18 protein-coding genes and 2 pseudogenes are annotated in these 26,549 nt (G+C 71.0%); 9 read left to right on the top strand and 11 right to left on the bottom strand.

Features of this window, described 5'->3' with window-relative positions; genetic code table 11:
- Positions 1–29: 29 nt before the first annotated feature.
- Genes P3T39_RS22160 through P3T39_RS22150 form a run of 3 tightly spaced genes read right to left on the bottom strand, consistent with a single transcriptional unit; the run spans position 30 to position 3,683 of the window.
- The gene (locus tag P3T39_RS22160; protein ID WP_280700215.1) at positions 30–2,420 is read right to left on the bottom strand and encodes an ABC transporter permease; all 2,391 of its coding nucleotides are present in this window, start codon (positions 2,418–2,420) and stop codon (positions 30–32) included.
- A gap of 4 nt (positions 2,421–2,424) precedes the next feature.
- The gene (locus tag P3T39_RS22155; protein WP_280700214.1) at positions 2,425–3,192 is read right to left on the bottom strand and encodes an ABC transporter ATP-binding protein; all 768 of its coding nucleotides are present in this window, start codon (positions 3,190–3,192) and stop codon (positions 2,425–2,427) included.
- Positions 3,189–3,683, bottom strand: a complete 495-nt coding sequence (locus tag P3T39_RS22150) for a PadR family transcriptional regulator (protein ID WP_280700213.1) — start codon at positions 3,681–3,683, stop codon at positions 3,189–3,191. The genes P3T39_RS22155 and P3T39_RS22150 overlap by 4 nt, the downstream gene beginning before the upstream one ends.
- A 133-nt stretch (positions 3,684–3,816) precedes the next feature.
- Between P3T39_RS22150 and P3T39_RS22145 the strand changes: the two genes are divergently transcribed.
- The 7 genes and pseudogenes from P3T39_RS22145 to katG all read left to right on the top strand — a co-directional run bounded on the left by P3T39_RS22145 (position 3,817) and on the right by katG (position 13,485).
- Entirely contained in the window at positions 3,817–5,121 is a 1,305-nt protein-coding gene (locus P3T39_RS22145) for an ABC transporter substrate-binding protein (RefSeq protein WP_280700212.1), read from the top strand.
- Positions 5,122–5,284: 163 nt separating this feature from the next.
- Positions 5,285–6,985 carry an alpha-amylase family glycosyl hydrolase gene (locus P3T39_RS22140; protein ID WP_280700211.1) on the top strand — a complete coding sequence of 567 codons (1,701 nt, stop codon included), beginning with the start codon at positions 5,285–5,287 and terminating at the stop codon, positions 6,983–6,985.
- A gap of 40 nt (positions 6,986–7,025) precedes the next feature.
- Positions 7,026–8,354 (top strand): extracellular solute-binding protein, encoded by a 1,329-nt coding sequence (locus P3T39_RS22135; RefSeq protein WP_280700210.1) that lies wholly within the window; start codon positions 7,026–7,028, stop codon positions 8,352–8,354.
- 6 nt (positions 8,355–8,360) lie between these two features.
- Positions 8,361–9,671, top strand: coding sequence for a sugar ABC transporter permease (locus tag P3T39_RS22130; RefSeq protein ID WP_280700209.1), 1,311 nt, complete (start codon positions 8,361–8,363; stop codon positions 9,669–9,671).
- Complete coding sequence (locus P3T39_RS22125; protein WP_280700208.1) at positions 9,668–10,603, top strand: carbohydrate ABC transporter permease; 936 nt, start codon at positions 9,668–9,670, stop codon at positions 10,601–10,603. Before P3T39_RS22130 ends, P3T39_RS22125 begins: the two co-directional genes overlap by 4 nt.
- Positions 10,604–10,806: 203 nt before the next feature.
- A pseudogene (locus P3T39_RS22120) lies at positions 10,807–11,229 on the top strand (transcriptional repressor).
- Positions 11,230–11,253: 24 nt separating this feature from the next.
- Complete coding sequence (gene katG, locus P3T39_RS22115; protein ID WP_280700207.1) at positions 11,254–13,485, top strand: catalase/peroxidase HPI; 2,232 nt, start codon at positions 11,254–11,256, stop codon at positions 13,483–13,485.
- Positions 13,486–13,568: 83 nt separating this feature from the next.
- Here the strand turns inward: katG and P3T39_RS22110 are convergent.
- From P3T39_RS22110 to P3T39_RS22090, 5 genes and pseudogenes are all read right to left on the bottom strand, one after another.
- Positions 13,569–13,757 (bottom strand): annotated as a pseudogene (locus P3T39_RS22110) (universal stress protein); the annotation flags it as partial.
- A gap of 167 nt (positions 13,758–13,924) precedes the next feature.
- Positions 13,925–15,577: an RICIN domain-containing protein gene (locus P3T39_RS22105; protein ID WP_280700206.1), complete on the bottom strand. Its 1,653-nt coding sequence runs from the start codon at positions 15,575–15,577 to the stop codon at positions 13,925–13,927.
- 597 nt (positions 15,578–16,174) lie between these two features.
- Entirely contained in the window at positions 16,175–17,590 is a 1,416-nt protein-coding gene (locus P3T39_RS22100; RefSeq protein WP_280700205.1) for a HAMP domain-containing sensor histidine kinase, read from the bottom strand.
- A complete protein-coding gene (locus P3T39_RS22095) occupies positions 17,587–18,309 on the bottom strand; it encodes a response regulator transcription factor (protein ID WP_280700204.1) in 723 nt (240 codons plus the stop codon). Before P3T39_RS22095 ends, P3T39_RS22100 begins: the two co-directional genes overlap by 4 nt.
- A 256-nt stretch (positions 18,310–18,565) precedes the next feature.
- Positions 18,566–18,952 carry a hypothetical protein gene (locus P3T39_RS22090; RefSeq protein WP_280700203.1) on the bottom strand — a complete coding sequence of 129 codons (387 nt, stop codon included), beginning with the start codon at positions 18,950–18,952 and terminating at the stop codon, positions 18,566–18,568.
- A 500-nt stretch (positions 18,953–19,452) separates the two neighbouring features.
- On the opposite strand from P3T39_RS22090, the gene P3T39_RS22085 reads away from it, so the two are divergent.
- Positions 19,453–20,781 (top strand): hypothetical protein, encoded by a 1,329-nt coding sequence (locus P3T39_RS22085; RefSeq protein WP_280700202.1) that lies wholly within the window; start codon positions 19,453–19,455, stop codon positions 20,779–20,781.
- 27 nt (positions 20,782–20,808) lie between these two features.
- Positions 20,809–21,072: a hypothetical protein gene (locus tag P3T39_RS22080; protein ID WP_280700201.1), complete on the top strand. Its 264-nt coding sequence runs from the start codon at positions 20,809–20,811 to the stop codon at positions 21,070–21,072.
- A gap of 328 nt (positions 21,073–21,400) precedes the next feature.
- On the opposite strand, the gene P3T39_RS22075 is transcribed toward P3T39_RS22080, so the two are convergent.
- From P3T39_RS22075 to P3T39_RS22065, 3 genes are all read right to left on the bottom strand, one after another.
- Positions 21,401–22,033: an RICIN domain-containing protein gene (locus tag P3T39_RS22075; RefSeq protein ID WP_280700200.1), complete on the bottom strand. Its 633-nt coding sequence runs from the start codon at positions 22,031–22,033 to the stop codon at positions 21,401–21,403.
- A gap of 731 nt (positions 22,034–22,764) precedes the next feature.
- Positions 22,765–23,778: a HAMP domain-containing sensor histidine kinase gene (locus P3T39_RS22070; RefSeq protein WP_280700199.1), complete on the bottom strand. Its 1,014-nt coding sequence runs from the start codon at positions 23,776–23,778 to the stop codon at positions 22,765–22,767.
- 966 nt (positions 23,779–24,744) lie between these two features.
- Positions 24,745–26,208, bottom strand: coding sequence for a hypothetical protein (locus P3T39_RS22065; protein WP_280700198.1), 1,464 nt, complete (start codon positions 26,206–26,208; stop codon positions 24,745–24,747).
- Between the last annotated feature and the right edge of the window lie 341 nt (positions 26,209–26,549).

Genomic DNA, 26,549 nt, shown 5'->3' with positions numbered 1-26,549 from the left:
GTGACGGCTGTCCCCCGCGCACGCCGGACTCAGCCCCGGTCGCACCCGGCACCGCCGTCCCGAGTCCGAGCGGACGGGGCGACGCGCAGCACCGGCAGGGCGGAGAGCACGGCCGCCGTCGTGGCGCCGATGGCGGCCATGGCGAGGACCGTCCAGGCGGACGGGCCATGGGCGATGCCTGCGCCGATGCCGCCCAGCTCTCCCTGTCGGTCGATGAGCCGGCGGACGAGCGGGATGCCGACGGCCGAGCCGGCGGCGACCGTGGCCAGGGCGATGGCCGTCCCCCGGGTGGCCATCACCACGGCGGACTGGCCCGGCGTCAGGCCGATCGCCCTGAGCAGCCCGAGATCCCCGCGGCGCTCGAGGAAGCCGGCAGCGGCCGTGGTCAGCAGCTCGACCAGGCAGATGAGAGCGAGCAGGACCAGGAGGCCGACCACGCAGACCCGCAGAGCGCCGGGCCGGGTCACGGGACCGGACGGGAGGCGGACGTCCACCTGCCCGGCAAGGCCGGCGCGGGCGGGAAGGTCGCGCTGGACCTCGGCCGGGTTGTGGCCGGGGCGCAGGACCAGGCGCCAGAAGTCCGGGTGCGCGGGGTCGCCGGGCCGGTCGAGGGTGTCGAAGCCGGTGGACAGGACGCGCCCGCCGTGTTCCGGTTCGAGGTCGCGTCCGACGATGTGGAGGATGCGCGGGGTGCCACCGGTGGTGAGGCGCACCCACTGGCCGACCCGGGCGCCGAGCAGGTCGAGGGCACCCTGACCGGCGACTGCCTCGTCGGTCGCGCGGATCGCACGGCCCTCGACGACGGTGTACGGATACGGTGCCTCGGTGGTACCCACGGCCCGCAGGGTGAGCGTCGCGGACTGGCCGGGCGCGAGGGCCTGGATCTCGGTGCCCGGGTAGGCGCCCTGCACAGCGGCGTCGGCGGCCAGGGCGTCGGCGAGCTGTCCGTCGCCGGGAGTCTGCTCGGTGGTGGTCCGGCGGACCGTGACGGACGGGGCCGTGACACCGCCGTCGGGTCGTGTGACGGCGTCGAGCGTGGCCCAGGTGCTCAGCGCCAGGGTGGCGGCGACGACCGGTACGGTCAGCCTGGCGGCGGTCACGAGCAAGGCCGAGCGTTGCCGCAGGACGCCACCGAGTCCGAGCACGAGGGCCGGTGGCAGACGTCGCAGCAGGCCGAGCCGGACAGGCCGGGCCGCCATGGCCGGTGGCCGCGTGCCGTCCGGCGGGGGGACGGGGGCGACCCGGGCGGCGCGCAGGGCGGGCAGTGCGGCGGCGGCCCCGACGGCCGCGAGGGCGATGGCGATGACGGCGCCGGTGGTCGCCGTACCGCCGGGAACGAGCTGATGGAGCGCGCCGGTCCCGTCGCCGAGGGCCGGGACGGCGAGTGCGGCGATCGCGGCGCCGCCGGCTCCGAGCAGGACTCCGGTGCCGGCCAGCAGCAGCTGTTCGGCGATGAACATCCGGGCGACCTGGCCGGCGGTGAAGCCGAGCGCCTTGAGCAGGGCGATGTCACCGGTCCTGGCCCTGAGCCGCCCGCCCGCCGCACCGGCCACCGCGAGGGCGGCGGAGAGCAGCGCGGCCAGGCCGCTGAGGCCGAGCAGCAGGCCGGCGAGCCGGTTGTCCTGTTGCCGTGCGGCCCGTGCGTCCAGCCAGGTGGTTATCCGGGACACCCGCTCGGCACCGAGGGCGCTGACCACGCGCTGGGCCACGTACCCGGCGTCGGAGGGCTTGGCCAGGCGCAGCCCGAGCGTCAGGCCGTGCACCGCCCGATCCGGCTGGACCAGGTCGAGTGTGGCGGGGAGAGTCCAGCCGAGGTCGTAGCCCGCCGCCGGGCTGGGGAGCTGGTCGGGGCTGTCCGCGATGCCGAGTACTCGCAGGTCGATCGGGGTGCCGTGGCTGTCGAGGACGGTCAGGCGATCCCCGGGGCGGGCCCAGGCGGCGTCGGCAGCCGACTGTTCGAGCACGATGCCGTGGACGTCGGCGGGGTCGAGCCAGGTCCCGGACCGGAGCAGCGGGCGGGGTGCACCCGGGGTGTCGCCGCGCAGGACGAGCGTGGTGCGGTCGGTGCGGTCCGCCGCGCCGGTGGGTGCGGCGGCGCCGGCGGCGCGCAGACCGACCAGGGTGGTCTCGGTGGTGTGCTGCGGTGGTGAGACCGCGAGCACGCCCGGTTCGTGGGCGAGCACGGCGGTCGACGGATCGTCGGTGCCGCTCGGGGTGGCCGCGGGCGGGCGTAGGTCGATCCTGATGTCGGGTGATCCTGCGGTCCGGAACTGCCGCTGCCACGGGTCGGCGGCGGCTCCGAGCAGCGCGCCGGCGAGCAGCAGGGCGGCGACGGTGCCGCCGGTGGCGAGGACGATCAGCAGGGCGTGAGCACGGTGCGAGCGCAGGTCGGTCCGGATCCAGCGGAGGAGGGCGCGCACCGGATCACCCGCCGAAGTCGATGACGCCGCGGACTCCGGTGGCGCTCTGCCATGCGGCCGGCGGCTCCTCCACCCGGGCGTCGTCGGCGATCCGGCCGTCGAAGAGGCTGATGACCCGGTCGGCGGTGCTCGCCGCCCGGGCGTCGTGGGTGACCAGCACGATGGTGGTGCCCTGCCGGTGGTAGCGGGCGAGCAGGGCGAGGACGTCGCGGGTGCTGCGGCTGTCGAGGTTGCCGGTCGGCTCGTCGGCGAGGAGCAGCTGCGGCCGGTTCACCAGGGCGCGGGCCAGGGCGACGCGCTGGCGTTCACCACCGGAGAGTTCCCCGGGCCCGGCCGTGGCCTTGTGGGCGAGGCCGAGGTCGTTCAGGAGTTCCCGGCGGCGTTCGCGGGCGGTGCGGCCGGGCATGCCCGCGAGTACTGCGGTCAGTTCGATGTTGTCGGCGACGGAGAAGTCGGAGAGCAGGTTGCCGCTCTGGAAGACGATGCCGTAGTGACGCCGGCGCAGCCGGGCCCACGCGGCCTCGCGGAGACGGTCGACCCGGCGGCCGTCGAGCCACAGCTCGCCCTCGTCGGGCCGGAGCAGACCGCCGAGGAGGTGCAGCAGGGTGGACTTGCCGGCGCCCGAGGGGCCGGTCACGGCGACGAACTCGCCCCGGTCGATCTGCAGGCTGATGCCGCGGACGGCGGGTATCAGGGTTGAGCCGCTGAGGTGCGAGCGCACCAGGGCGCCGGCGGCCAGCAACGGCGGCGAGGTCGGCTCCGCGCCGGTCATGTGAGCTCCTCCTGGCAACGTTCCAGCCAGTCGAGGTCGGCCTGCAGGTGCAGGACCGCTCCCTCGATCAGCAGCAGCGAGGTCCGGTTGCCGCGCTCGGTGGCGGCCAGCCTGTTGAGTCCTCGCATCATGTTGATGCAGTGCCGGCGCTGGTTGTTGATCAGCGTCAGCTGGTCGGTGAGGTCGGTGCCTTCGGCGAGGATGAGCTTCATGAAGAACTCGTCCCTGACCCTGGGCCCCTCGGTCGGCGCCTCGAACCAGTTCGCGAGTTCCTCGGTGCCCTTCTCGGTGATCTCGTAGACCTTCTTGTCCGGTCTGCCTTCCTGCGTCACCTCGGTGCCCCGGATGAGGCCGGACTTCTCCAGTCGGCTCAGGGTCACGTAGATCTGGCCGATGTTCGGCTGAGGGTACGCTGCGCCGAAGGTCTGCTCAAGGCCCTGCTTGAGCTCATACCCGTAGGCGGGCTGCCGGGCCAGCAGCTGTTGGCGCACCGGGCGTCACCTCTTCCTCTTCGCTGGTTACACCTCGGTCACACAGTACGGGCAGGTGGGTACCGGCCAGCAGGGAGGCCGTATAAAGGACGTGCGTCGGCGCCCACCCGCGCCGACGGGACGAAGGAGTTCCATGGAGAGCCGGCCGCCCACCGGGCCCGACCTGGGCCGTCGGCGCGTCACGCGCGCGCTGGTGGGCGGGGCGGTGCTCGCGACCGGGGGTGCGTCCGCCTGGTACGGCCTGGACGGACGCACGGCGGCGCCGGGCGACCCGGACGGCGTCGGGCCGGTCACGCTGGCCACCGGCCGGGACACGACGCGCTACCTGCGCGGGCTGCTGGCCGACTGGAACGACGAGCACCCGGACCAGCCGGCCGAGCTGGTCGAGCTGCCCGAGGCGGCGGACGAGGTGCACGCACAGCTTGCCGGAGAGCTGTCGGGCGGCGGCAGCCGCTTTGACGTACTCAACCTCGATGTGGTGTGGACGGCCGAGTTCGCGGCCCGGCGCTGGACCGTACCGCTGGACGAGTCGGACTTCGCGCTGGACCGCTTCCTGCCGCCGGTCGTGCGGACGGGCCGTTTCCGTGGCCGGCTGTACGCGGTGCCGTTCGTCGCCAACGCCCCCCTGCTGTACTACCGCAGTGATGTGCTGGCCGCTGCGGGCGAGCAGCCGCCCGCCACCTGGGCCGAACTGGCGCGGCAGGCGAGGACACTGGCTCCCGCCCACGGGCTGTCCGGGTACGCGGGACAGCTGAGCCCGTACGAGGGGCTCGCCGTCAACGCGCTGGAGGCCATCCGCTCGGCCGGCGGGGACCTCCTGGCCGGCGACGGATCGGTGGTGGTCGACAGCCCGCAGGCCCGGGCCGGGCTGGAGTTCCTGGCCGGGGGGCTGCGCGACGGCTGGATCCCCACCGAGGTGCTCGGCTACCGCGAGGAGGAGTCCCGCGAGGCGTTCGGCCGGGGCGGCCTGCTCTTCCTGCGGAACTGGCCGTACGTCTACCACGCGGTCGGTGAAGCCGGTTCGCCGGTCGCGGGACGCTTCGGTGTGGTGCCGTTGCCCGGTCCGAACGGGCCCGGCAGCGGTGTGCTGGGCGGGTCGGGGCTGGCGGTCAGCCGGTTCTCCCGACGGCAGCGCACCGCACGAGCGCTGATCGCGTACCTGACGAGCCGTCGGGCGCAGTACCGCGTCCTGACCGAGGGAGGGCTCCCGCCGGTCTGGGCGGATCTCTACGCGGATCCGGAGCTGACGGCCCGGTTCCCGTACCTGCCCGTGCTGCGCACGGCGGTCCTGGCGGCAGGGGCACGCCCCTGCGTTCCGCAGTACCAGCAGCTGAGCCTCGCGTTCAGTGAGACGGCGTTCGAGGTCGTGTCCGGCCGCCGGACCACCGAGGCGGCGCTGCCCCGGCTGGCCGCCGACCTGCGCGCCATCGTCGGCTGAGCCGGGCTCGGCCGCAGGATCCCCGGGATACCTAACACGAATCTATGCCCGATCCGGGCGCTCCCTCGATTACCTCTGAGAAATCTGGATGTCTCCGGGGCTTAACACGGGCCATCTCTGCCTGCTATACCTAACGCGAATGCATAACCGTTGGAGTAGCGAGATGACCACCCACACCCTCCCCGACGGCGGCACGGTCACCGTGCCGCGCGCTCGTTCACACGCCATCACCACCCCCGCCACCCGTGCCTGGTGGCGCGACGCCGTGATCTACCAGATCTACGTGCGCAGCTTCCGCGACGCCGACGGTGACGGCATCGGCGATCTCGCCGGAGTCCGGGAACAGCTGCCGTACGTGAGACGGCTGGGTGTGGACGGCGTCTGGCTCAACCCGTTCTACGTCTCCCCCCAGCACGACCACGGGTACGACATCGCCGACCACTGCGCCGTCGACCCCGTCTACGGCGACCTCGCCGAGTTCGACCGTCTGGTGACGGACTGCCGGATGCTCGGCCTGAAGCTGGTCCTGGACGTAGTCCCGAACCACTGCTCCAGCCAGCACCCGTGGTTCCAGAAGGCGCTGGCCAACGGCCCGGGCAGCCCCGAGCGGGCACGGTTCCACTTCGCCGACGGGCGCGGCGAGGGCGGGGAGCTGCCGCCCAACAACTGGCGGGCCATGTTCGGCGGCCCGGCCTGGACCCGGGTCACCGCGGCCGACGGCCGGCCCGGCCAGTGGTACCTCCACCTGTTCACCCCGGAGCAGCCGGACTTCAACTGGCGCAACCCCGACGTCGCCGCCCACTTCGAGGAGGTGCTGCGGTTCTGGCTGGACCGCGGCGTGGACGGCTTCCGGATCGACGTGGCGGCCGGGCTGTTCAAGCATCCCGAGCTGCCGGACTCGCCCGATCCGGACGTGGACGAGCGCACCCGCGACTCGGTCAACCCGCTGGCCTGGAACCAGCCGGAGGTGCACGAGGTCTGGCGTCGCTGGCGGGCGATCTGCGAGGAGTACACCGCCCGCGACGGGCACGAGCGGCTGCTGGTCGGCGAGGCGTCCGTGCCCACGCCGTCGGAGCAGGCGCTGTACGTCCGCCCCGACGAGCTGCACCAGGCCTTCTTCTTCCACCTGCTGCACGCACCATGGGACCTCGCGCACTTCCACCGGGTCATCGACGATGCCGTGCGGGACATCGCCGCCACCGGATCGACCGTCACCTGGGTGCTCAACAACCACGACCAGGTCCGTACGGCGAGCCGGTTCGCGGGTGAGGATCCCGCCGGCGGCCCCGCCCGGGCGACGGCTGCCGCCCTGCTGATGCTGGCCCTGCCCGGAGCCGCGTACCTCTACCAGGGCGAGGAGCTCGGGCTGCCCGAAGTCCTCGACCTGCCGGACGAGTTGATCACCGACCCGATCTTCCGTCGCACCGGCAGCCGGGTCGGGGTCCGCGACGGCTGCCGGATACCGCTTCCCTGGTCCGGGACCGAGGCCCCGTTCGGGTTCAGCCCGCCGGACAGCCCGGCCGCCCCCTGGCTGCCGCAGCCGCCCTCGTTCGCCGACCACACGGCCGAGCGGCAGCGGACCGACACCGCGTCCGTGTTCCAGCTGTACCGCACCGCCCTGCAGCTGCGCCGTGAGCTCCCTCAACTCGGCGAGGGCACGCTGCGGTGGCTGGAGACCCCGCCCGGCGTGCTCGCGTTCGTCCGCGGCGAGGGCCTGGTGTGCGCCGTCAACTTCGGTGACACCCCCGCGGCCGCCCCGGTCCCCGGTCCGCCCCTGCTGGCCAGCGGTCCGTGTGACGAGGGCACCCTGGCGCCCGCCACCGCCGCCTGGTGGATCGGCGCCCCCGCAACCGAACAGATCTGACGATCCATCCCCCACCCACACCATGAAGGAAGACTCGACGATGAGACTCCGCCGCACCCTTCCCGCCCTCGCCGCCTCCGTCGTCCTGGCCGCCACCGCAACCGCCTGCGGCAGCAGCGGTGGCGGCAGCGAGGGTGAGTCCACCACCCAGGAGCTCAAGGGACAGACCCTGACCGTCGCCGCCGTGTGGAGCGGTACCGAGCAGGAGAACTTCAAGAAGGTGCTGGACGCCTTCACCGCGAAGACCGGTGCCACTGTCAGCTACACCTCCACTGGCGACAACCTCTCCACGGTGGTCGGCAGCAAGATCGAGGGTGGCGACCCGATGGACGTCGTCATGGTGGCCCAGCCCGGCGTGATCAAGCAGTTCGCCGACAAGGGCTGGCTGGCGCCGCTCTCGCCCGCCGTCACCGGCGCCGCGAAGAAGAACTACGCCGGCATCTGGTCCAGCCTCGGCACCGTCAACGGCACCCAGTACGGCCTCTACTTCAAGGCCGCCGACAAGTCGACGATCTGGTACGGCACCACTGCCTTCCAGAACGCCGGAGTCCAGCCCCCGGCCACCTTCGACGACCTGCTCAAGGCCGGCCGGACGCTCTCCGACTCCGGCACCCCGGCCTTCTCGATCGCCGGTCAGGCCGGCTGGCCGCTGACCGACTGGTTCGAGAACGTCTATCTCTCCCAGGCCGGCCCCGAGCTCTACGACAAGCTGGCCAGGCACGAGATCCCCTGGACCGACCCGTCGGTCATCAAGGCCCTGACCACGCTTGGCAAGGTCTTCGGTGACCAGCAGCTCGTCGCGGGTGGCGGGCAGGGCGCGCTGCAGACCGACTTCCCCACCTCGGTCCAGCAGGTCTTCGGACCACAGCCCAAGGCCGCCATGACCTACGAGGGCGACTTCGTCGGCGGTGTCATAGCCTCCGAGCTGAAGAAGCAGGTCGGCACGGACGCCAAGGTGTTCCCCTTCCCCGCCGTGGACGGCGGCAAGGCCCCGGTGATGGGCGCGGGTGACGCGGCGGTCGTCCTCAAGGGCGCCAAACACCCCGAGGCCGCGCAGAAGTTCGTCGAGTTCCTGGCCGGCCCCGAGGCCGCGGCCGTCTGGGCCAAGGCCGGCGGGTTCATCTCGCCCAACAAGGCAGTCGACCCGTCCGTCTACCCGGACGACACCACCAGGCAGTTCGCCGAGTCGGTGATCGACGCCGGCGACGCGTTCCGCTTCGACATGTCGGACCAGGCCCCCGCCGCGTTCGGCGGCACCGCGGGCCAGGGCGAGTGGAAGGACCTCCAGGACTTCCTCGCCAACCCCTCCGACGTCCAGGGTGCCGCGGCGAAGCTCGAAGCCGACGCGGCCAAGGCGTACAAGGGCTGATCCACGATGTCACTGCGCTCACCCCGCGGGGACCGGGCATCCGGTGGCGCGCTCCGGCGCCACCGGGGCCTCGCCCTGCTCTTCGTCCTGCCCGCCCTGCTGCTGCTCGGCGCCCTCGTTGTCTATCCCATCGGCTACTCCGTGGCGCGCAGCCTCTTCGACGCCACCGGCCACCGCTTCGTCGGGCTGGACAACTACAGTGCCGCCTTCACCGACAGCGCCACCCTCACCGCCGTGCGCAACAACGCCATCTGGGTCGCCGTCGCCCCGGCACTGGTGACCGCGATCGGCCTGGTGTTCGCGGTGCTGACCGAGAAGATCCGCTGGGCCACCGCGTTCAAGCTGCTCGTCTTCATGCCTATGGCGATCTCCTTCCTCGCCGCCGGAATCATCTTCCGCATGGTGTACGACGCGGACCCGCAGCGCGGCGTGCTCAACGCCGCCGCGGTCTCCGTTCACGACACCTTCACCGACCAGCCGTCCTATCCGGGCGCCCGGCCGCGCCCCGGGGCCGGCCTGGAACGGGCCGAAGGCGGCGACGTCCAGGCGTCGGCCGCCACGGGCACCGCGCTGCTGCCGCTTGTCGGTGTACAGCCCGGCGCGCTCCCGGCCACCGCCCGGGCGGCCCGGCCCGCCGGCGGTGACGGGGTCCGCGGCACGGTGTTTCTGGACTTCGTCCCGGGCGGCGGCGGTCACCCCGGGCAGCTGGACCCCGGGAAGAAGGGCCTGCCCGGTATCGAGGTCCAACTCCGCGACGGCGCACGGACGATCGCCACCACGACCACGGCAGACGACGGCACCTTCCGGTTCTCTGCCGCTCCGTCCGCCACCACCTCGGTGGTCCTGCCTGCCGCAGACTTCGCCGCCCCCTACCGCGGCATCGACTGGCTCGGCCCCAGCTTCGTCACCCCGGCGATCATCGGTGCCTACACCTGGATCTGGGCCGGCTTCGCCATGGTCATCATCGGCGCGGGCCTGGCCAACCTGCCACGCGAGACGATCGAGGCGGCCCGGATCGACGGCGCGGGCGAATGGCAGATCTTCCGCCGCATCACCGTGCCCCAACTCGCCCCGGTCCTCGGCGTCGTGTTCATCACCATGGTCATCAACGTGATGAAGATCTTCGACCTCGTCTACATCATCGCGCCCGGGCCGGTGCAGCAGAACGCCGACGTGCTCGCGCTCCGGCTCTACCTGGTCTCGTTCGGGGGCGGCAACGACCAGGGCCTCGGCAGCGCACTCAGCGTCCTGCTACTGCTTCTCGTCGTCCCGGTCATGCTCCTCAACATCCGACGCTTCCGAGGGAGCCGATCATGACTACCACGCAGCCGGCTCCGGCCGGGCGGACCGCCGCGCCGGTCACGACCACCCCGCAGCCGGCTCCCGCCGGTCGGCCCGCCGTGCCGATCACGACCCGGCTCGCCGCCCTCACCCGCAGTGGCCTGGTCCAGGCTGTGCTGATCGTGGCGGCCGTGGCCTGGCTGGTGCCCACCGTCGGCCTGCTGATCTCATCGCTGCGGCCGAAGCAGCTCACCGCCACCGGCGGCTGGTGGACGGCACTGGCCCGGCCCGGCCAGCTCACCCTGCAGAACTACAGTGCCCTGCTGGGTGGCGGCGATGTGCCCAAGGCACTGTGGAACACCGTGCTCATCAGCGTCCCTGCCACCCTGCTGACGGTCTCCATCGCCGCAGCCGCCGGGTACGCCTTCGCCTGGATGCGCTTCCCAGGTCGGGACGGCGTCTTCCTCGCGGTGGTCGGGCTGCTGGTAGTCCCGGTCCAGGTCGGCCTCATCCCGGTCGCCAAACTCGAAGGCGCCGTCGGGCTGTTCGGCACCATCCCCGGTGTGGTGCTGTTCCACGTGGGATACGGGCTGCCGTTTGCCGTGTTCCTGATGCGCAACCACTTTCTGGAGATCCCGGCGGAACTGCTGGAGGCGGCGCGGGTGGACGGCTGCGGGGAGTGGCGGATCTTCCGCACCCTCGCTCTGCCGCTCGCCGCACCGGCCGTCGCCTCGCTGTGCATCTTCCAGTTCCTCTGGGTGTGGAACGACATGCTGGTCGCACTGATCTTCGCCGGTAACGACTCGCAACCGCTGACCGTCTACCTGCAGTCCCAGATGCGGCAGTTCGGCAGCAACCTGGACATCCTCGCATCCGGCGCGTTCCTGTCCCTCCTGGTCCCCGTGGTGGTGTTCCTCTGTTTCCAGCGGTTCTTCGTCCAGGGAGCCATGGCGGGATCCGTGAAGTGAGGCTGCTCAGGGTGCCACGGTCGTCCTCAGTCGCGGCGCCATGCACGACGATCATCAGTGTCGGCCGATACGTCGTGTCAGGCATCGCGCGTTTGATCTCGAATAAGAGTCTGACGTGCTTCTTGACTTAGATCTTGTCAACCGTAGGATCGATTTTGGTGATAGCCAAGGATGGGAATTCCCCAGTACGGCAGGAGAGAGGCGTGACGGCCACCGCCGAGGAGCTGCGCGGTGCCGGCCTGCGGGTGACGGGCGCCCGGGTCGCGCTGCTCGAGACCGTCCGTGACGGCGACCACCCCGGCTTCGAGGTGATCGCCTCCGGGGTGTGCGGTCGCGCGTGCCATATCTCCCTTCAAGTCGTCTGTGAGGCCCTCCACGCGCTCACCGCCGCGGACTCGTGCGCCGGATCGAACCAGCTGGCAGCCCGGCTCGGTTCGAAGGGAGCGTCGGGGACAACCACGTCGTGTGCCGGTCGTGCGCTGTGGCCACTGACGTCGACTGCGGGGTCGGCAAAGCCCCGCCTGACCGTGTCCGACGACCATGGCTTCTTGATCGACGAGGCCGAGGTCATCCACTGGGGCCTGTGCCTCGACCGTTCCACCGCCCGCAGTTCCTTAGCATCGTGATCCGCCAGGTCCGGAAGGATTCCCATGTCTGAGAACCATGACGCAATCGTCGTAGACGCCAAGACCGAGGGCGAAGGCGGCTGCCCTGTCGCGCACGAGCGCGCCCCGCACCCGACTCAGGGCGGCGGAAACCGCCAGTGGTGGCCCGAACGGCTCAACCTGAAGATCCTCGCCAAGAACCCCGCCGTGGCCAACCCCCTCGGCGAGGAGTTCGACTACGCCGAGGCATTCAGGACCCTCGACCTCCCGGCGGTGAAGCGGGACATCGCGGAGGCGCTGACCACCTCGCATGACTGGTGGCCCGCCGACTTCGGCCACTACGGCCCGCTCATCATCCGGATGGCATGGCACAGCGCGGGCACCTACCGGATCAGCGACGGCCGCGGCGGTGGCGGGGCCGGCCAGCAGCGCTTCGCCCCTCTCAACAGCTGGCCGGACAACGCGAGCCTGGACAAGGCCCGCCGCCTGCTGTGGCCGGTCAAGAAGAAGTACGGCCGGAGCCTCTCGTGGGCCGACCTGATGATCCTCGCCGGCAACGTCGCCCTGGAGTCGATGGGCTTCAAGACCTTCGGCTTCGGCGGCGGCCGTGCGGACGTCTGGGAGCCCGATGAGGATGTCTACTGGGGTCCCGAGACCACCTGGCTCGACGACGAGCGCTACAGCGGCGACCGGGAGCTGGAGGACCCCTTCGGCGCGGTCCAGATGGGCCTCATCTACGTCAACCCCGAGGGCCCGAACGGCAACCCGGACCCGCTCGCTGCGGCCCGCGACATCCGCGAGACGTTCCGCCGGATGGCGATGAACGACGAGGAGACGGTCGCCCTGATCGCGGGCGGTCACACCTTCGGCAAGACCCACGGCGCGGGCCCGGCGGAGAGCGTCGGCCCCGACCCCGAGGCCGCCCCGATCGAGCAGCAGGGCCTCGGCTGGAAGAACTCCTTCGGCACCGGCAAGGGTGGCGACGCGATCACCAGCGGTCTCGAGGGCGTCTGGACGAGCACCCCGATCACGTGGGACCACAGCTTCTTCGACACCCTGTTCGGCTACGAGTGGGAGCTGTTCAAGAGCCCCGCCGGCGCCAACCAGTGGCGGCCGAAGGGCGGCGCCGGGGCCGGCACCGTGCCCGACGCCCACGACGCTTCCAAGAGCCACGCCCCGACCATGCTGACGACCGACCTCTCGCTCCGGATCGACCCGGTCTACGAGCAGATCTCCCGGCGTTTCCACGAGAACCCGGCCGAGTTCGCCGACGCCTTCGCCCGCGCTTGGTTCAAGCTGACCCACCGCGACATGGGCCCGGTCGTGCGCTACCTCGGCCCGGAGGTCCCGACCGAGCCGCTGCTGTGGCAGGACCCGCTGCCCGCGGTGACGCACGAGCTCGTCGACGCCGAGGACATCGCCTACCTCAAGAGCCGGATTCTCGCCTCGGACCTGTCGGTGTCCCAGCTCGTGTCCGCCGCGTGGGCGTCGGCCTCGTCCTTCCGCGGCAGCGACAAGCGCGGCGGTGCCAACGGCGCGCGCATCCGCCTCCAGCCGCAGAGCGGGTGGGAGGTCAACGACCCCGACCAGCTGGCGACGGTGCTGCGCACCCTGACAGGGATCCAGGAGGCCTTCAACGCGGCCCGGACCGGCGGCACGCAGGTCTCGCTCGCCGACCTGATCGTGCTCGCCGGTGCTGCCGCCGTCGAGCAGGCCGCCAAGGACGCCGGCTTCGACGTCGAGGTCCCCTTCACGCCGGGTCGCGTGGACGCGTCGCAGGAGCAGACCGACGTGGAGTCGTTCTCCGCGCTCGAGCCGACCGCCGACGGGTTCCGCAACTACCTCGGGAAGGGCAACCGCCTGTCGGCCGAGTACCTGCTGATCGACCGAGCGAACCTGCTGACCCTGAGTGCCCCCGAGCTGACGGTCCTCGTCGGTGGCCTCCGAGTCCTGGGCGCGAACTACCAGCAGTCGCCGCTCGGCGTCTTCACCGCAACCCCTGGTTCTCTGACCAACGACTTCTTCGTCAACCTGCTCGACCTGGGCACGACGTGGAAGGCGACATCCGAAGACGCGAACACGTTCGAGGGTCGCGACGCGGCCACGGGCGAGGTCAAGTGGACCGGCAGCCGTGTCGACCTCGTCTTCGGGTCGAACTCCGAGCTGCGCGCGCTCGCGGAGGTCTACGCGAGCGATGACGCGAACGAGAAGTTCGTGAACGATTTCGTCGCGGCGTGGGACAAGGTGATGAACCTCGACCGGTTCGACCTCGTCTGATCGTGACGTCCGGGTCGGCCCGCGTCGGCCGACTTGGACGTCCTCAGTCCGAAGGATCTCGACATCGTCCGCCGAAGCTGTTTTCAGCACCCGCCGGATGCCGGCACGGTGACGACCGGGCAGTGGGCTCGGTGCAGCAGGCCGTGCGGGACGGAGCCGAGCCGCATCCCGGTGAAACCGCCCCGGCCTCGTCGTCCGACGACGACCGCCAGCGCATGCTCGGAGGCCGTTGCCAGTTCCTCGACAGGGTGACCGCGCAGCACCTGGCGGCTCACCGTGAGTAGTGGACATGCGGGTGTGGTCATGGGGCGGGAATAGGAAGCGGCCACCCTCTCCCTCGGCATGATCCGGTGTCGGGTGAACGAACGACCCCGGCGAGAGGCACTCTCGCCGGGGTGGGCCAACGGGCTCGGGAGGAGATCCCGTCGGGGGTACGGTGTCACCCCATGGTGAAGAGAAAGCTGTTCGAGTTGTAGTAGTTGGGAAGTTGCACGAGGACCGATCCCACGTGCGGCGGATCGTTGTCCGGCCAGTTCTGCGGGCCGAGCAGGTGCGCGGGGTAGTCACTCGACGGCACCGGTGGCAGAAGCCACAGCCGGAACGTTCCGGGGCCCGGGCCTGGGGCGAACCTCCACAGCTGCTCTGCTCGGTCCGAGTCGGACCGGCAGGACTGGAGAACGACCGTGACGACGTTTCCGCCGCCGGTGGTCCCGTCGAGGCAGTTTCCCGTGCCGGTGTTGCGGAGCTGGTAGGTGTCCCGGCCGGCAGGCAGGCGTTCCCAGCCCTGGGAGCCGCTGACCGTGCACGGCTGGAGCTGGAGGGCGGAGGTGGTCGGATCGGCGATGCCTACGCAGAGCCCCGAACTCAGGTTGATGAGCTGGAGACCGACCGGTCCGCTGGGCGACGGTGCGGCGGTGACCGCCGGGGCGGGGACGGTGGCCGAGGGCGGGGGGACCGGCGCGGCGGCGGGCAGCGTGGCTGACGCCGAGGTGGCCGGCGTGGACGCGTGGCTCGCGGTCGATGCCGAGGACGCGGTGAACGGGACGAGTGCGGTCTCGGTCGGGGGGGAGTGTGCTCCGGCGGCTTCGACTGTCGCGAGGACGACGGCGGCGACCACGAACGCTGCCGTTGCCCCGATGCCTGCCGCGACGGAGTACGCCAAGGCACGTCGGCCGCCGACCCGTGCCTCGCCCGCGTGCGGCCGGGGCGCCCGTGGTCTGCGCGCGCGCGGACGCGGTGCGGAAGGAGCTGCGGTGGCCTGCGGCGGCGGACAGGCCGTGGCAGGCGGGGCCGACGACGGCTCGCCCGACCACAGGAGCAGCGCACGAAGGAGGACGGGGCGCTGCCAGGTGTGGATGGCGGTGAGTTCCATGCGGGCACGCGCGCAGCTGGCGCAGCGGCTGAGGTGGCGGTCGACGTCCTTCGCCTCGCTCTGGGGAGAGCGTTGTACGCCGTCGGCCATCCGGACGGCCAGATGTCGGCAGGACCGGTTGCGAGCCCGTGCGATGTACGTCTGGAGGTAGGCGTCGTGGAGACGGCGTCGAGCCGCTGTCTCGGGTCGCGGCTCGATCCCGGCAAGCGGCGTTGCCGTCGGGTGCGACTGCAGGGAGTCCGGTGACTCGGCCACCTCTTCCACGTAGTGCCACAGGTCGGCCTGCTGGGACTGCGGCAGGCTCTGGAAGGCCCGGACCATGAGCGAGTCCGACTCGGCCGCCGCCTGGGCCGAGGGATCCGCCGGATTCGGGTGGGGCAGGGTCGTGAGCCATGCGGTGAAGCCGGCGGACAGCGTCGAGCCACGCTCGGTGCCGGCCCAGCCGGCGGCGGCTCGGCGCGTCGCCGCCAGCAGGTACGGGCGCCAACCTTCCGTGGGTCCTGCCCCGGTGCGGACGGCTGCTAGCGTCCGTTCGAAAGCCTCGTCCGTGAGTTTCTCCGCGGCTCGGTGCTCCGTGCAGCACTGGCGGGCATAGGCAAGCACGACGGCGCGGTGGCGGCCGGTGATCTCCTCGACCGCGGCCCGGTCCCGCTTGTGTCCGTCACGGATACGGCGTGCGAGTTCGGCATCCGCGAGTGCTGTGGCCACCGTGTCTGACATCTCTTCTCCTCGCGCATCACCCTGGGGTTACGCAGTCGAAAGGACAACACAGAGAGCGGGGTGGGCGCTGCGGCACGCACGTCGACGAACCAGGGCCCCGTGCGTGTGCGTCGCACCGGAAAGACGCCCGTGGGAAATTCCCGCCGTGAGGACCGGGTCGATGCCGGGATCGTCCGGCGCCCTGTCACGCGACTGTCGATATCTCCTGTGATCATCACTCCTACCCGTCGGTAGAGGATATTGGTCGCGCCGGACATCTGGAGTCAAGACCCTACCGGCGCATTCGTGATGAATGACCAGAGGCTTAGCTGACATATTGTCAACATGGTTGTTCTTGTGCTGATTTCGACTCCTTCTCGCCGTGATCGTTGACACGAACTCGAGTTGTCGAGGGATGATGGGCGACTGTTCCACGAGACATCGTGGACGTGGGACCGGAGCCCGGGTGGGCAGAGGGCTGCTGACGACATGACGGGTCATCGGGAGGATCGAAGACCGGCTCCCGGCCGCCAAGCCGCCCCGGGCGAATGGCGTGAAGGCGCGGCGACGGAGGCGGACCCGCCCGCGCCCGGCTGCTCGTCCGGCAGGGGCTCAGGCCTACTGGCTGAGGCGTCGGGTCTCCGCGGCCCGCCGATGCCGGTGGCGCCAGCGCCCGCCGAGGGTGCGGCGCGGATCCGAGGCCAGGCCGAGCTCCACCTCCACCCGCGCCCCTCCCAACTCGCTGCGCAGCACCCGCACGTGGCCTCGGGTCGATTCTGCAGCACTGCGGGCGATGTCCAGCCCGAGGCCGGTGGACCCGCCTGTGCTGACGCCGCGGGACAGCGCGTTGGCCGGGTCCTCGATACCGGGTCCGGCGTCCTCGACCACCAGGACTACGCTCTGTGCCGTCCGCTGCACGCTCACCGCGAAGCCGGCCCGCTGGGGTGTGTGCCGGAAGACGTTGCCCACCAAGGCGTCGACGACGGCGGTGAGGTCGTCCTCCCGCAGTCGTACGGGCGTCGGTTCGTCGGTCGCCTCGAACGTGCACAGTCGGCCCTGCTGCTCGGCCAGCACCGACCAGAAACTGACCCGGTGCCTGGCCAGGTCGGACACCTGACACGCCTCGTTGAACCGCTGACCGGGGCGGGCGGTCCCGGCCTCCAGCGGCCCCGAGCCGCGGTCGGCGCTCATCGACCTTGTGGACAGGGGAGTCCGGGCGGCAAGGATGATCGAGTCCAGTTCGGACTCCAGGTGGTGGATCGCGGCGGTCATCCGGGGGGCGCCCTGGACCGGGCCGATCCGTTCGGCCGCGAGCTGCAGCGCCGTCAGGGGAGTCCTCAGCCGATGGGACAGATCGGCGACCAACTCACGTTCTGTCGCCAGGAGCTGTGTGATGTGGTCGGCCATGCTGTTGAAAGCCAGGCCGGCGGCGCGGAGCTCCGGGGGCCCTGTCGGCTCCACCCGGACATCCAGTTCGCCGGCGCCGAGGGCGGCCGAGGCCTCGGAGAGCCTGCGGGAGGCGCGCACCACGCGCGCCGCGAGACGGTCGGCCACCAGGACGGAGCCGAGCACCAGCGAGGCGGCCAGGAGGGACATGACGGTCCAGGCTCTGGCCACCCCACGGCTCAGCTCGGCCTGCGGGACGAACTCCTCGACGACCGCCACCCGGTCCTGGTCCAGGAGCACAGGTTGCAGGTACTCCCATCCGCCGAGGATGTCACCGGTCACGGGCTCCCGATCGCGGACGGCGCGGTCAACCATCGCCGAGGACGCGCGGGCGGTTCCGATGACCTGGCCGTCCGGCAGATGGATGGCGAGCCGCTCGGTCGTGTCCAACCGGGCGACGACGCGTTCCAGGTCCGTCGGCCGGGCGGAGAACGCCAGGGCGGGTACCGCCGCCGCGGCCCGCTGTTCGGCGACAACGGTTGCCTGGGTCTTCACCTGGGTGCGCAGCAGCAGGGCGAGGGGGACCAGGAAGGCGACAGCGACCATGGAGGTTGCCACCAGAGCGACCATGGCGAGGGTGGCTCTCATGAGGGCGATACCAGCTTCACACCGACACCCCGCACGGTGTGCAGGTAGCGGGGCCGGGACGCCCGTTCGCCCAGCTTTCGGCGCAGGCAGGACAGGTGCACGTCGACGGTCTGCTCCTCCACGTACGGTTGGCGCCACACCTCGGCGAGGAGCTGTCGCTTGGAGACGACCCGTCCGGCGTTCCGGGCCAGGAAGGCCAGCAGGTCGAACTCGCGGCGCGTCAGGCCCACTTCCCGGCCGGCGAGATGGACGGTTCGTGCCAGCGGGTCGATCCGCAACTCGCCGGTGACCATGGGGGCATGGCTCGCATCGGGCGCGCCGCACGGCGCACCGACGTCGCCGGGCGCGCCGGTGAGAGTGGCGGAGCGTCGCAGCACGGCGGTCAGGCGGGCTACGAGCTGCCCGCCGGAGAAGGGCTTGACCAGGTAGTCGTCGGCTCCCGCGTTGAGCAGTTTGATGATCTCCGACTCGTCGTCGCGGGCGGTGGCCACCAGGACCGGGACCTGGGACAGGCCGCGGATCATCCGTAGCGCGTCGGCGCCGTCCAGGTCGGGCAGGCCCAGGTCGAGCACGACCGCGTCCGGCTGCCACTGGGTGATCTCGCGCAGCGCACCGAAGCCGTCGGGAGAACTACGCACCAGAAGTCCATGGCTGGTGAGGACCTCTATCAGGGAAGTTCGAATCGCGGGATCGTCTTCGACGACGAGGACGGACGTCATGGCGCACACCGTAGCCGACTTCTCGAGCAGGTCCAGAGCGTCTCCAACCGATAGGAGCGGCCAGCCCGTTCACGGTGTTGTCGGGGTCGCGCCGGGCCGTGGCGCTCGCTGCCCCGGACCAACCGGCCCAGGGGCCGGGAAGCATCGGACGGAAGCTCAGCGGAACCTTAGGGGTTCATGAAGGGATCCTGCTCGCGACGGTTTGGGCGCCGTGCCACTCATACGATCACTGACGTCGTCCCGGCGCGTGGGTGGCTCACGCCGGGGCCGGCGTCGCGTGTCGGGCTGCCTGCGCGGCGTACTCCGCCGCCGGCGCAGGCCCGGTCGGTCGCCCTGCGGCACCGATGGCCTGGCGGGAGTGCTCGACGGCTGCGCGGACCGGAAGCACCGCCGGGGTGTTCTTGACTGGGGTGTCCTTGTCGGAGTCGACCTCGCCGCGCCGGGTCTGGTTGGCCTCCGGGCGCCTGCTCAGCTGATGGCTCGCCGCCTCGTCGAGGCTGACGGGGCGTTGCAGCTTAGCGGCCAACTTGCTTGCCAGGCGGCCTAGTTCGGCGACGTCGCTCCAGTCCAGCTGGAGTACGAGGCGGAGTTCGGCGCCCCCATCGGTGCTGGCCAGGAGCGACGGTTTGGTCAGATCGTTCACGGGATCATCCTCACGGTGTCAGGCGGGCCGTGGGAACACGGTGCCAACGGCGGGCGGCGCTGTCTGGCGGATTCCGGTGGAGGGCCGGTCTCGGCCCCTCCCGACGGCCGGGTGAGCCCGAGCCTAGGCCGAGCCGATCTCGTGGAGAACCACGGCCCGGAAACTTTCGCCACCGCTAAGGAGGCCCTCAGGTCCTGCTTCGCCACCGGATCGGTGCCGTCGATGAGTGGAACCTTATGTGTTGGTTAGGGGCTTTCACGGCATGGGTTTTCAGCCCCGGAGAGTCCGTACGATCGGTGCCGTCGGCGATCCTTTCCGAACCGCGAACCGGCATTCTCCCGCGGTTTCCCGCCGCATGCACCAGCAGCGACCGGCCAGCCACCAACCGTGGCCCAGCGCCTCGCCTCCTGCCGCGCGTTCCAGGCAGCCGCCGCTCGAACAGAGGAATTCGCATGATTCGAAAGTCAGGCAAACACCACTCGTCGGCCGGGCGTCGCCGGGTGACCAGAGCCAGCCTCACCTTCGGCGGCATCCTCGCCGTCGGCGCGTCCCTGCTCAGCGTCTCCTTCGCTGACACCGTTCCCGTCGCCCCGCCGGGCGCCCGGGCCAACCCGAACTGCACCCTTGCCGTGCCGGCTGACCCGCTCACCGCTCGCGGCCTGGCAGCTCCTTACACCCTGACTGCCACCGACCCCGAGAAGGGCCCCTGCCGCGAGTCCAATTCCGGCCAGGCGGCGTTCGTCCAGGCCACCGTGCTCGACCCGGCCAGCGGTGCGGTCTCCGTCTACAACCCCCTGGTAGTCGACAAGGGGAGCGAGCCCGCCGTCAGCCCCGTGGTCCCCGCACTGCCGGTGGACGCGGTGGTCGGCATCTGGTTCAGCTTCAACGGAGCCGCCCTCAAGCTGACGGGCCAGACCGCCGCCGGGAAGTGCATCGGGCCGTCCCCGACGCAGCCGCGCGGTCAGTTCGCCTCCTGCAACGCCCCCGCGTTCTTCACGGCAGCCGCCTCCGCCCAGCACACGGGCAGGCTCACCGTGCCACGGCTGGGCACCGCCCGTGACGGAGAGCCGTGCCCGACCGTCCGCGACACGGGCTTGGTCGGACATGACCGCAGCGGCAACGTCACCACCGAGTACGTGACGACCGCGGACGGCAGGACGGCTCAGAAGACTGCCGACAACACTGGCAGGCTGCACAGCGGAAGCCTGATCCACGCAGCCGTCGCACCGCTCGCCGCCCGCGACAACTACCTGCTCGTCCACTTCGAGGACCCGGCGCTCGGCTGCACCCCGTGGACCGTCCCCGATCTCGCCGACCCCGGCAACAAGGTCACCGCACTCGCCCTCGACGAACTCCAGGCAGCCAACTTCCAGCCCTCGCCCATCGCGCTGGTTCCCGTCAAGAGCCCCATGGGGGCCGAGGCCAACCAGCAGAGCCCGGCCACGACCGGTCCCTCCCCCGCGGGAGGAGAGCCGCCCACGGTCGGCGGTGCCGCGAAGGGCGATCTCAAGGCGTACTGCATGAACCTCGCCACCTTCGGCACCCAACGCATCAACCTGGACAAGGAGTTCACCGTCAGCGCGCCGTCCCCGCAGGCCGGCCGGAGCCTCTTCGACTTCCTCACCCGGCGCCTCGCCGCGTCGCTCACCAGCCTCGGCTGCCCGCAAGCGGGTGCCCCGAGCCCCACCACCGTGCCGACCGGCGCCCCGAGCCCCACCGCCACGCCGGCCACCACCCCGAGTCGGACCACCACCCCGAGTCGAACCACCACGCCGACCACCGTTCCGATGCCGAGTCCCTCCACCACGGTCTTCGGCAACCACTGGTAGGCCGGCAGGTCCCTGCTGGGTCTGCCCGTGCACGGCAACCAGAACTGCACGTTGAGCGTGCCGGCCAGTCCGCTCAGCCCCCAGGGTCTGGCGACCCCCTACACCCTGACGGCCACGGACCCCACGCAGGGCCCCTGCCATGGGGCCAACCCCAACCAGTCGGTGTTCGTCCAGGCCACAGTGATCGACAACAACGCGTACACCAGTGCGGCCTCCGTCTACAACCTGCTGGTCATCGACAGCGGAACGCCGCCAAGGCCGCCACACTCAAGGGCGGCACCACGCTCCTGAACGGGAGCGACAACCTGCTGCTGGTCAACTTCGAGGACCCGGCGCTCGGCTGCACCCCCTGGACCCGCCCCCGACCTCGCCGACCCCGGCCACAACACGACCTCACTCGCCCTCAATGAGCTCCAGGCGAACCGGATACCCAACATCAAGGGCGGGTTCGATCCTCCGCTCGCCTTCGTCCTCCTGAACGACCCCATGGTCCTCGACAACGGCCGGCAGAGTCCCAGCCGTCAGCAGACAGTGCAGGCGCGAGGGTGTCCAGCTCGGTCGTCACAACCGAGCTGGACACCCTCGCGCCGTCTCTTGGTGGCGGACCTGATCGGCCGGGCTACCCGCAGGTCCACAGCTGCAGCGGAGCGCCGTTGTTCCTGTACCCGTTGAGCACATCCAGGCACAGGCCGGACGGGGTGTTGATCAGGCTTCCGTCCGACTGAGCCGTCCACTTCTGGCTTTCGGAACCGGTGCATGAGCGGACCATCACCCGAGTACCGGGGTGGGCGTCCGAGGCGGGGGCCAGGCAGAGTCCGGTGCCCTGAGTGCGCAGTTCCGCAGTGGCAGTGGCGATCCACTGCTGGCTCGGACGGCCGTCGCAGGACCAGATTCCCACACTGTTGTCAGCGGTGTTGACGTTGAGGCAGTGGCCCGATCCCGGATCGACCAGCACGGCTGGGACGGAGTGAGTGTAGGTGGCCGTCGGTGCGGGCTGGCTGATGGGTGTGCTGTCGGCCGGTTGTGTGGACGGAACCGATGATGGTGTGGCCGCCGAGGGAGAGGCCGGCGCACTGGGAGCGACCGGCGGGGGACTCGCGGCGAAAGACGCCATCGCCGCAGGCAAGGTGAAGTCGGTCTCGGGGGTGGGAGCGTCGGACATGGCGATGGCCGTCCCGCCCGGCCCGGTAGTGGCCGGCGCAGTCAGCGCGACGAGTTGGACCGACACCACCGCTGCTGCGATCAGTGCCACGGCGGTCATGGTGCCGACAGCCCACGGAAACCGCCGAGTGCCGTCGCCTGTCAGCGAGATTCGGCGGCGGGTGCCCCTACCTCGGCTGTCCGTGCTCTCCTCCTCGGTCGGCTCGGCCGGGCGAAAGGCTCCGTCGAACGCGAGAATCGCGGTCTCCAACTCCGACGCGGCTTCATCGGGTGTGCTATGGCCGGACACGTAGGGTGGGAGGCACGGCTGTTCATGGGTGTCCATGTCCGCCCGGCCGTCGTCGCGGTGTTCGCAATGGTGTTCCAGCTCTGGTTCTGCCTGGCCACATCGTGGGCAAAAGTGTGCACCTGTCATGACACAACTCCTTATCGTCGGCAATGGAACGCACGGTGCCGATGGACGACATGCCGATGCGTTGATCTGGTGGTCCGCCTGGGCTGCCGGCGTGGAGGCGGCGAACGACGCGTCCGGAGGGGGCGGCGCCCGCCGTGATCGCGTCACCGACCGCTCGACAAGCGGGTGAAGGTCCCCGCTTAGAGCGGCATGGTGCCCGGCCTTGACCAGCGGTCCCGACGGTTCTTGGCGGGCGGGGCGGCCGAAGCCGTCGACCGCCCCGGGCGAGTATCTGACGACGGAGCAGGCGTTCAGCCGCCCGTGATCAGCTTGCCGCTGCCGACCTTGACCGCGACCGGGGCCGGTACAGAGGTGGCGAGACCGTTGGCGACCGATCCGTCGCCGATCTTTGTCTCCGCTTTCTCCGACTACCCGCCGATGCTCTTGGCGGGTGCCTTTCGCCGGTGCCGTTCGGGTGGCTCGCCGCTCAGATGTCCGCAGAGGCCGGCAGCCGGCAGGACGATCTCGAAGCAGCAACCGCCGCTGACGTTGCGTACGCTGGCTCGCCCGGCATGCGCCTCCACGATTCCCCGGACGATCGCCAGGCCCAGCCCGGCCCGGCCGTCCATGTACGAAGCGGCCACCGCTCCGGCGGTGTTCACGACGCCGGTGGGACGGGACGAGACCGCAGTCCGGGTGCCGCCGCCTCGCCATCCGGTGTCGAACACCCTCGCCAGTTCGTGTTCCGGTATGCCGCCGCACTCGTCCGTGACGGAGAGCACCACTTCGCGTGCCTCCCGGTGGGCGGCGACCGCCACGACGCCTTCGGCCGGGGTGTGGCGGATGGCGTTGGTCAGCAGGTTGGCCAACACCCTGGCGATCTCCCGGTCGTCCACGTGGACGGGGGCCGGTTCGACGTGTCCGTCCAGCAGCCGTACGCCGCGCTCGCGGGCCAGGGGAGAGGCTCCGACGATGGCGTCGCCGACCAGGTCGTAGACCGAGACCCGCGAGGGTGAGAGGCTCAGCGCGCCGGTCTGCATACGGGAGAGCTCGAAGAGGTCGTCGACCATGCGGGTGAGGCGGAGCACCTCGGTGCGGATCTGGCCGTAGTAGCGGTGCGGGTCTTCGGCGACCCCGTCCTCCAGCGCCTCGGCCATCGCGCGCAGCCCGGCCAGTGGTGCGCGCAGGTCGTGTGAGAGCCAGGAGATGAGCTCGCGTCGGGACGATTCCAGGGCCTGTTCCCGCTGTCGGGCCTCAGCCGGTCGTGCGCCGTCGGCGTTGACCTTCGCAGGCTCGCGCTCCATCGGCCCGGCCGGGCTCGCGGGCCGGGCACCGCTGTCGGCCGCCGGTTTCCGGCCAGGCAGTGCGGCGCTCGGGGGCGCCAGCAGTGCGGCGCGGTCGGTGGGGACGGCCTGGCGCGAGGTGGCGTGGTCGAGGCTCACGGTCGTCGTCCGTTCACGGGTCGGGGTCGGGTTCTGAGCGCTGGTCCGAGCGGGGCGGGGGCGCCTGCGGTGACGCGTGGCCGGCCGCGTCGCCTCGTCCCGCCGGTGCGGCCGGGCGGTGCCGGTCGCACGGGCATGCACTCCTGCGCTCCGGAAGCCGACAGTCTGCTGAACGACCAAGGCGCCGACGGGCCCAGAAGGTGCGTGGGCCGGTGTGCGGAGCCCGGTTGCGGCGTGATCGCCGATGCGTTCCCCGACGCCGTGTCAGACCCGAGTCGGGAAACCGCTCGTCCTTCGGGTAGGACGCTACGAGTGAGGGCGAACCAGGCCGCCTTCCCCGGGGGTTCCGTCCGAAATCCCCAGAGGCCCTGGGAAAGGGCGTGAACGATCTGCAGGCCACGGCCGCTCTCCGCGAGGGCGAGGACGGGGTCGTCGAGCTCCTCGCCGTCGTCAGCAGAAGTGGGAGGACCGTCAGCCCCCATGGACAGGGCCGGGTACTGGGGGTCGCTGTCATGGACCTCGACGACAATGGCGGCCTCGGTGAGTATCAGCTTCAGACTGCAGGGAGTAGTGGCATGACAGTGCGCGTTGGCGGTGAGTTCGCTCGCCATGACCAGGGCGTCCTGGAGCGTGTCCGGGGGAACACCCAGGTCGGTCAGGGCGTCGTGCAGACGGCTCCGGGCCTGGGCCGTGGGGTTCGGCTCGTCAGCGCCCCAGGCATACAGGGTGCGGTGGGAGTAGCCGAGGCGGTGGTCTGTTGACATCCCATGACCTCTCTCTACGGGGCGGCCTGATCGGTGGCGAGGCCGTCTCCGTGGGCACAGCGGGTGTCACGGCCGGGGCGGCGTCCGGTCGGCTGTCTCGCTGGGCCGACGCCGCGCTCGGACCTTCGAACGGCCGGAGCGCGGCGCGGGTGACGGATCGGTCAGGCGGTTGGGTGGGATGGGCCCGTCAGCGGCCGGGGTCCTACTGCGTGCAGCAGGCGGGGGGTGAGGTGCTGGGCTCGGCGGGGATCGTCGGCATCGCGGTCGTGCTGGGTGTGGCGGTGGGCATCGCGGTCGTGCTGGGTGTGGCGGTGGGCACGGTGCTCGTGCTGGGTGTGGCGGTGGGCATCGCGGTCGTGCTGGGTGTGGCGGTGGGCACGGTGCTCGTGCTGGGTGTGGCGGTGGGCACGGTGCTCGTGCTGGGTGTGGCGGTGGGCACGGTGCTCGTGCTCGGGGTCGGCGGTGGGGGGGCTTGCCGGCAGCCGAGGCTGGTGAGCGAGGCAGCGAGGCGCTGGGTGAGGAAGTCGAAGAGGCTCTGACCGGCGGCCGGGGACGGGGCCTTGGCGGTGAACGGTTGGTCGAGGTTGATGCGTTGGGCTCCCACAGTGGCGAGGTCGGCGCAGTACGCCTTGGGATCGCCGTTGGCGGCCGCACTGATCGTGGGCTGGTCCACGCCCGCGCGGTAGAGGTTGGCCTTCCGTAGGCTCTGCTTGTTGTTCTCGGCCACCATGGGGTCGTTGAGCGGGACCAGCGCGATCGGAGCCGTCTGGAACTTGGCTGCCTGGAGTTCGTTGAGTGCGAGCGAGGTGACCTTGCTGCCGGGGTCGGCTAGGTTGGGGGCCGTCCACGGGGTGCAGCCCAGCGCCGGGTCCACGAAGTCGACCAGCAGCAGGTTATCGCTGCCGTTGAGCAGCGCGGTGGTGTTCCGCATCCTCCGTCCGCTGCCCATGGCGGCGGAGTTCTTCGCGGTCTTCTGGGCGGTCCTGCCCCGTGCCGTGGCCAGGTACTCGGCCGTGACGTTGTCGCTCTGGTCCTGGTCGACGAGGCCGAAGTCGCGGGTGGTCGGGCAGGCCTTGCCGTCGCGGCCGATGCCCAGGGGCGGGACGGTGAGTTTTCCCGCCCTCTCCGCCGTGTTGGCCGCGGTGAAGAAGGCCGGGGCGTTGCAGTACGCGAACTGGCCGAAGGCCTGCCCCTTCGGGGTGCCGCCAATGCACCTGCCGGCGCGGGTCTGGCCCAGCAGGGAGAGCGTGTTGCCGTTGTATCCGAACCAGATGCCCACCACGGCGTTCGTCGGCAGGGTCGGCAGGACGGGCGCTATGGCCGGGGTGGTTCCCTGGTCGATGACCAGGGGGTTGTAGACGGAGACGGCGCCGCTGGCCGGGTCGAGCACGGTGGCCTGAACGAACGCCGACTGGTTGGGATCGGACTCGTGGCACGTTCCTTGGGCCGGATTGGTGGCCGTCAACTTGTAGGGCGTGGCCAGGCCTTGGGCCGTGAGTGGATCGGCCGGCACCGTGAGGGAGCAGTTCGGGTTGGGCTGGGCCGCCGGTGTGGTGGCGGCGAAGGACACGCCCAGAAGGGCGGCGCCCGCGGTGAGAACGGCACCGAGGCCGAGGCTGAGTGCGACAGCCCGCCGTCGGCCACGGGAACGATGCCTGATGGACATCCGCGGCGATGTCATATGGGGTTCCTCCACTGGGAAGACGATGTGTTGACTTCTTGTCGTGTCGATGCCGGAGAAAGGGTGTCGGGGGCTCTGCCGGACGCCCTTTGCAACGGTTGCCCGACACTGCTGTTGTCGGGGGTCGGTGCCTTGCCGGGGCATGGGAGGAGCCGTCGGCATGGCCTGGAGGCAGGGGCCCGTCGTGACCGCCATCACGGTGGCGACGAAAGGCCGGCGGACGTTCTTTCGTGCGGGCAGCGGTGACGTCCAGTCCGCTGCCGTGCAGCCATTCGGTGCGCGGCACGCTGCCCAGTCCCAGCACGACGAAGTCGGCGTCGATCACC

It is taken from the genome of Kitasatospora sp. GP82 (assembly GCF_029892105.1).
In the GTDB taxonomy this organism is placed as follows: Bacteria; Actinomycetota; Actinomycetes; order Streptomycetales; family Streptomycetaceae; genus Kitasatospora.
Note: the sequence above shows the minus strand (reverse complement) of the source record. Positions and strands in the feature narration are given on the sequence as shown.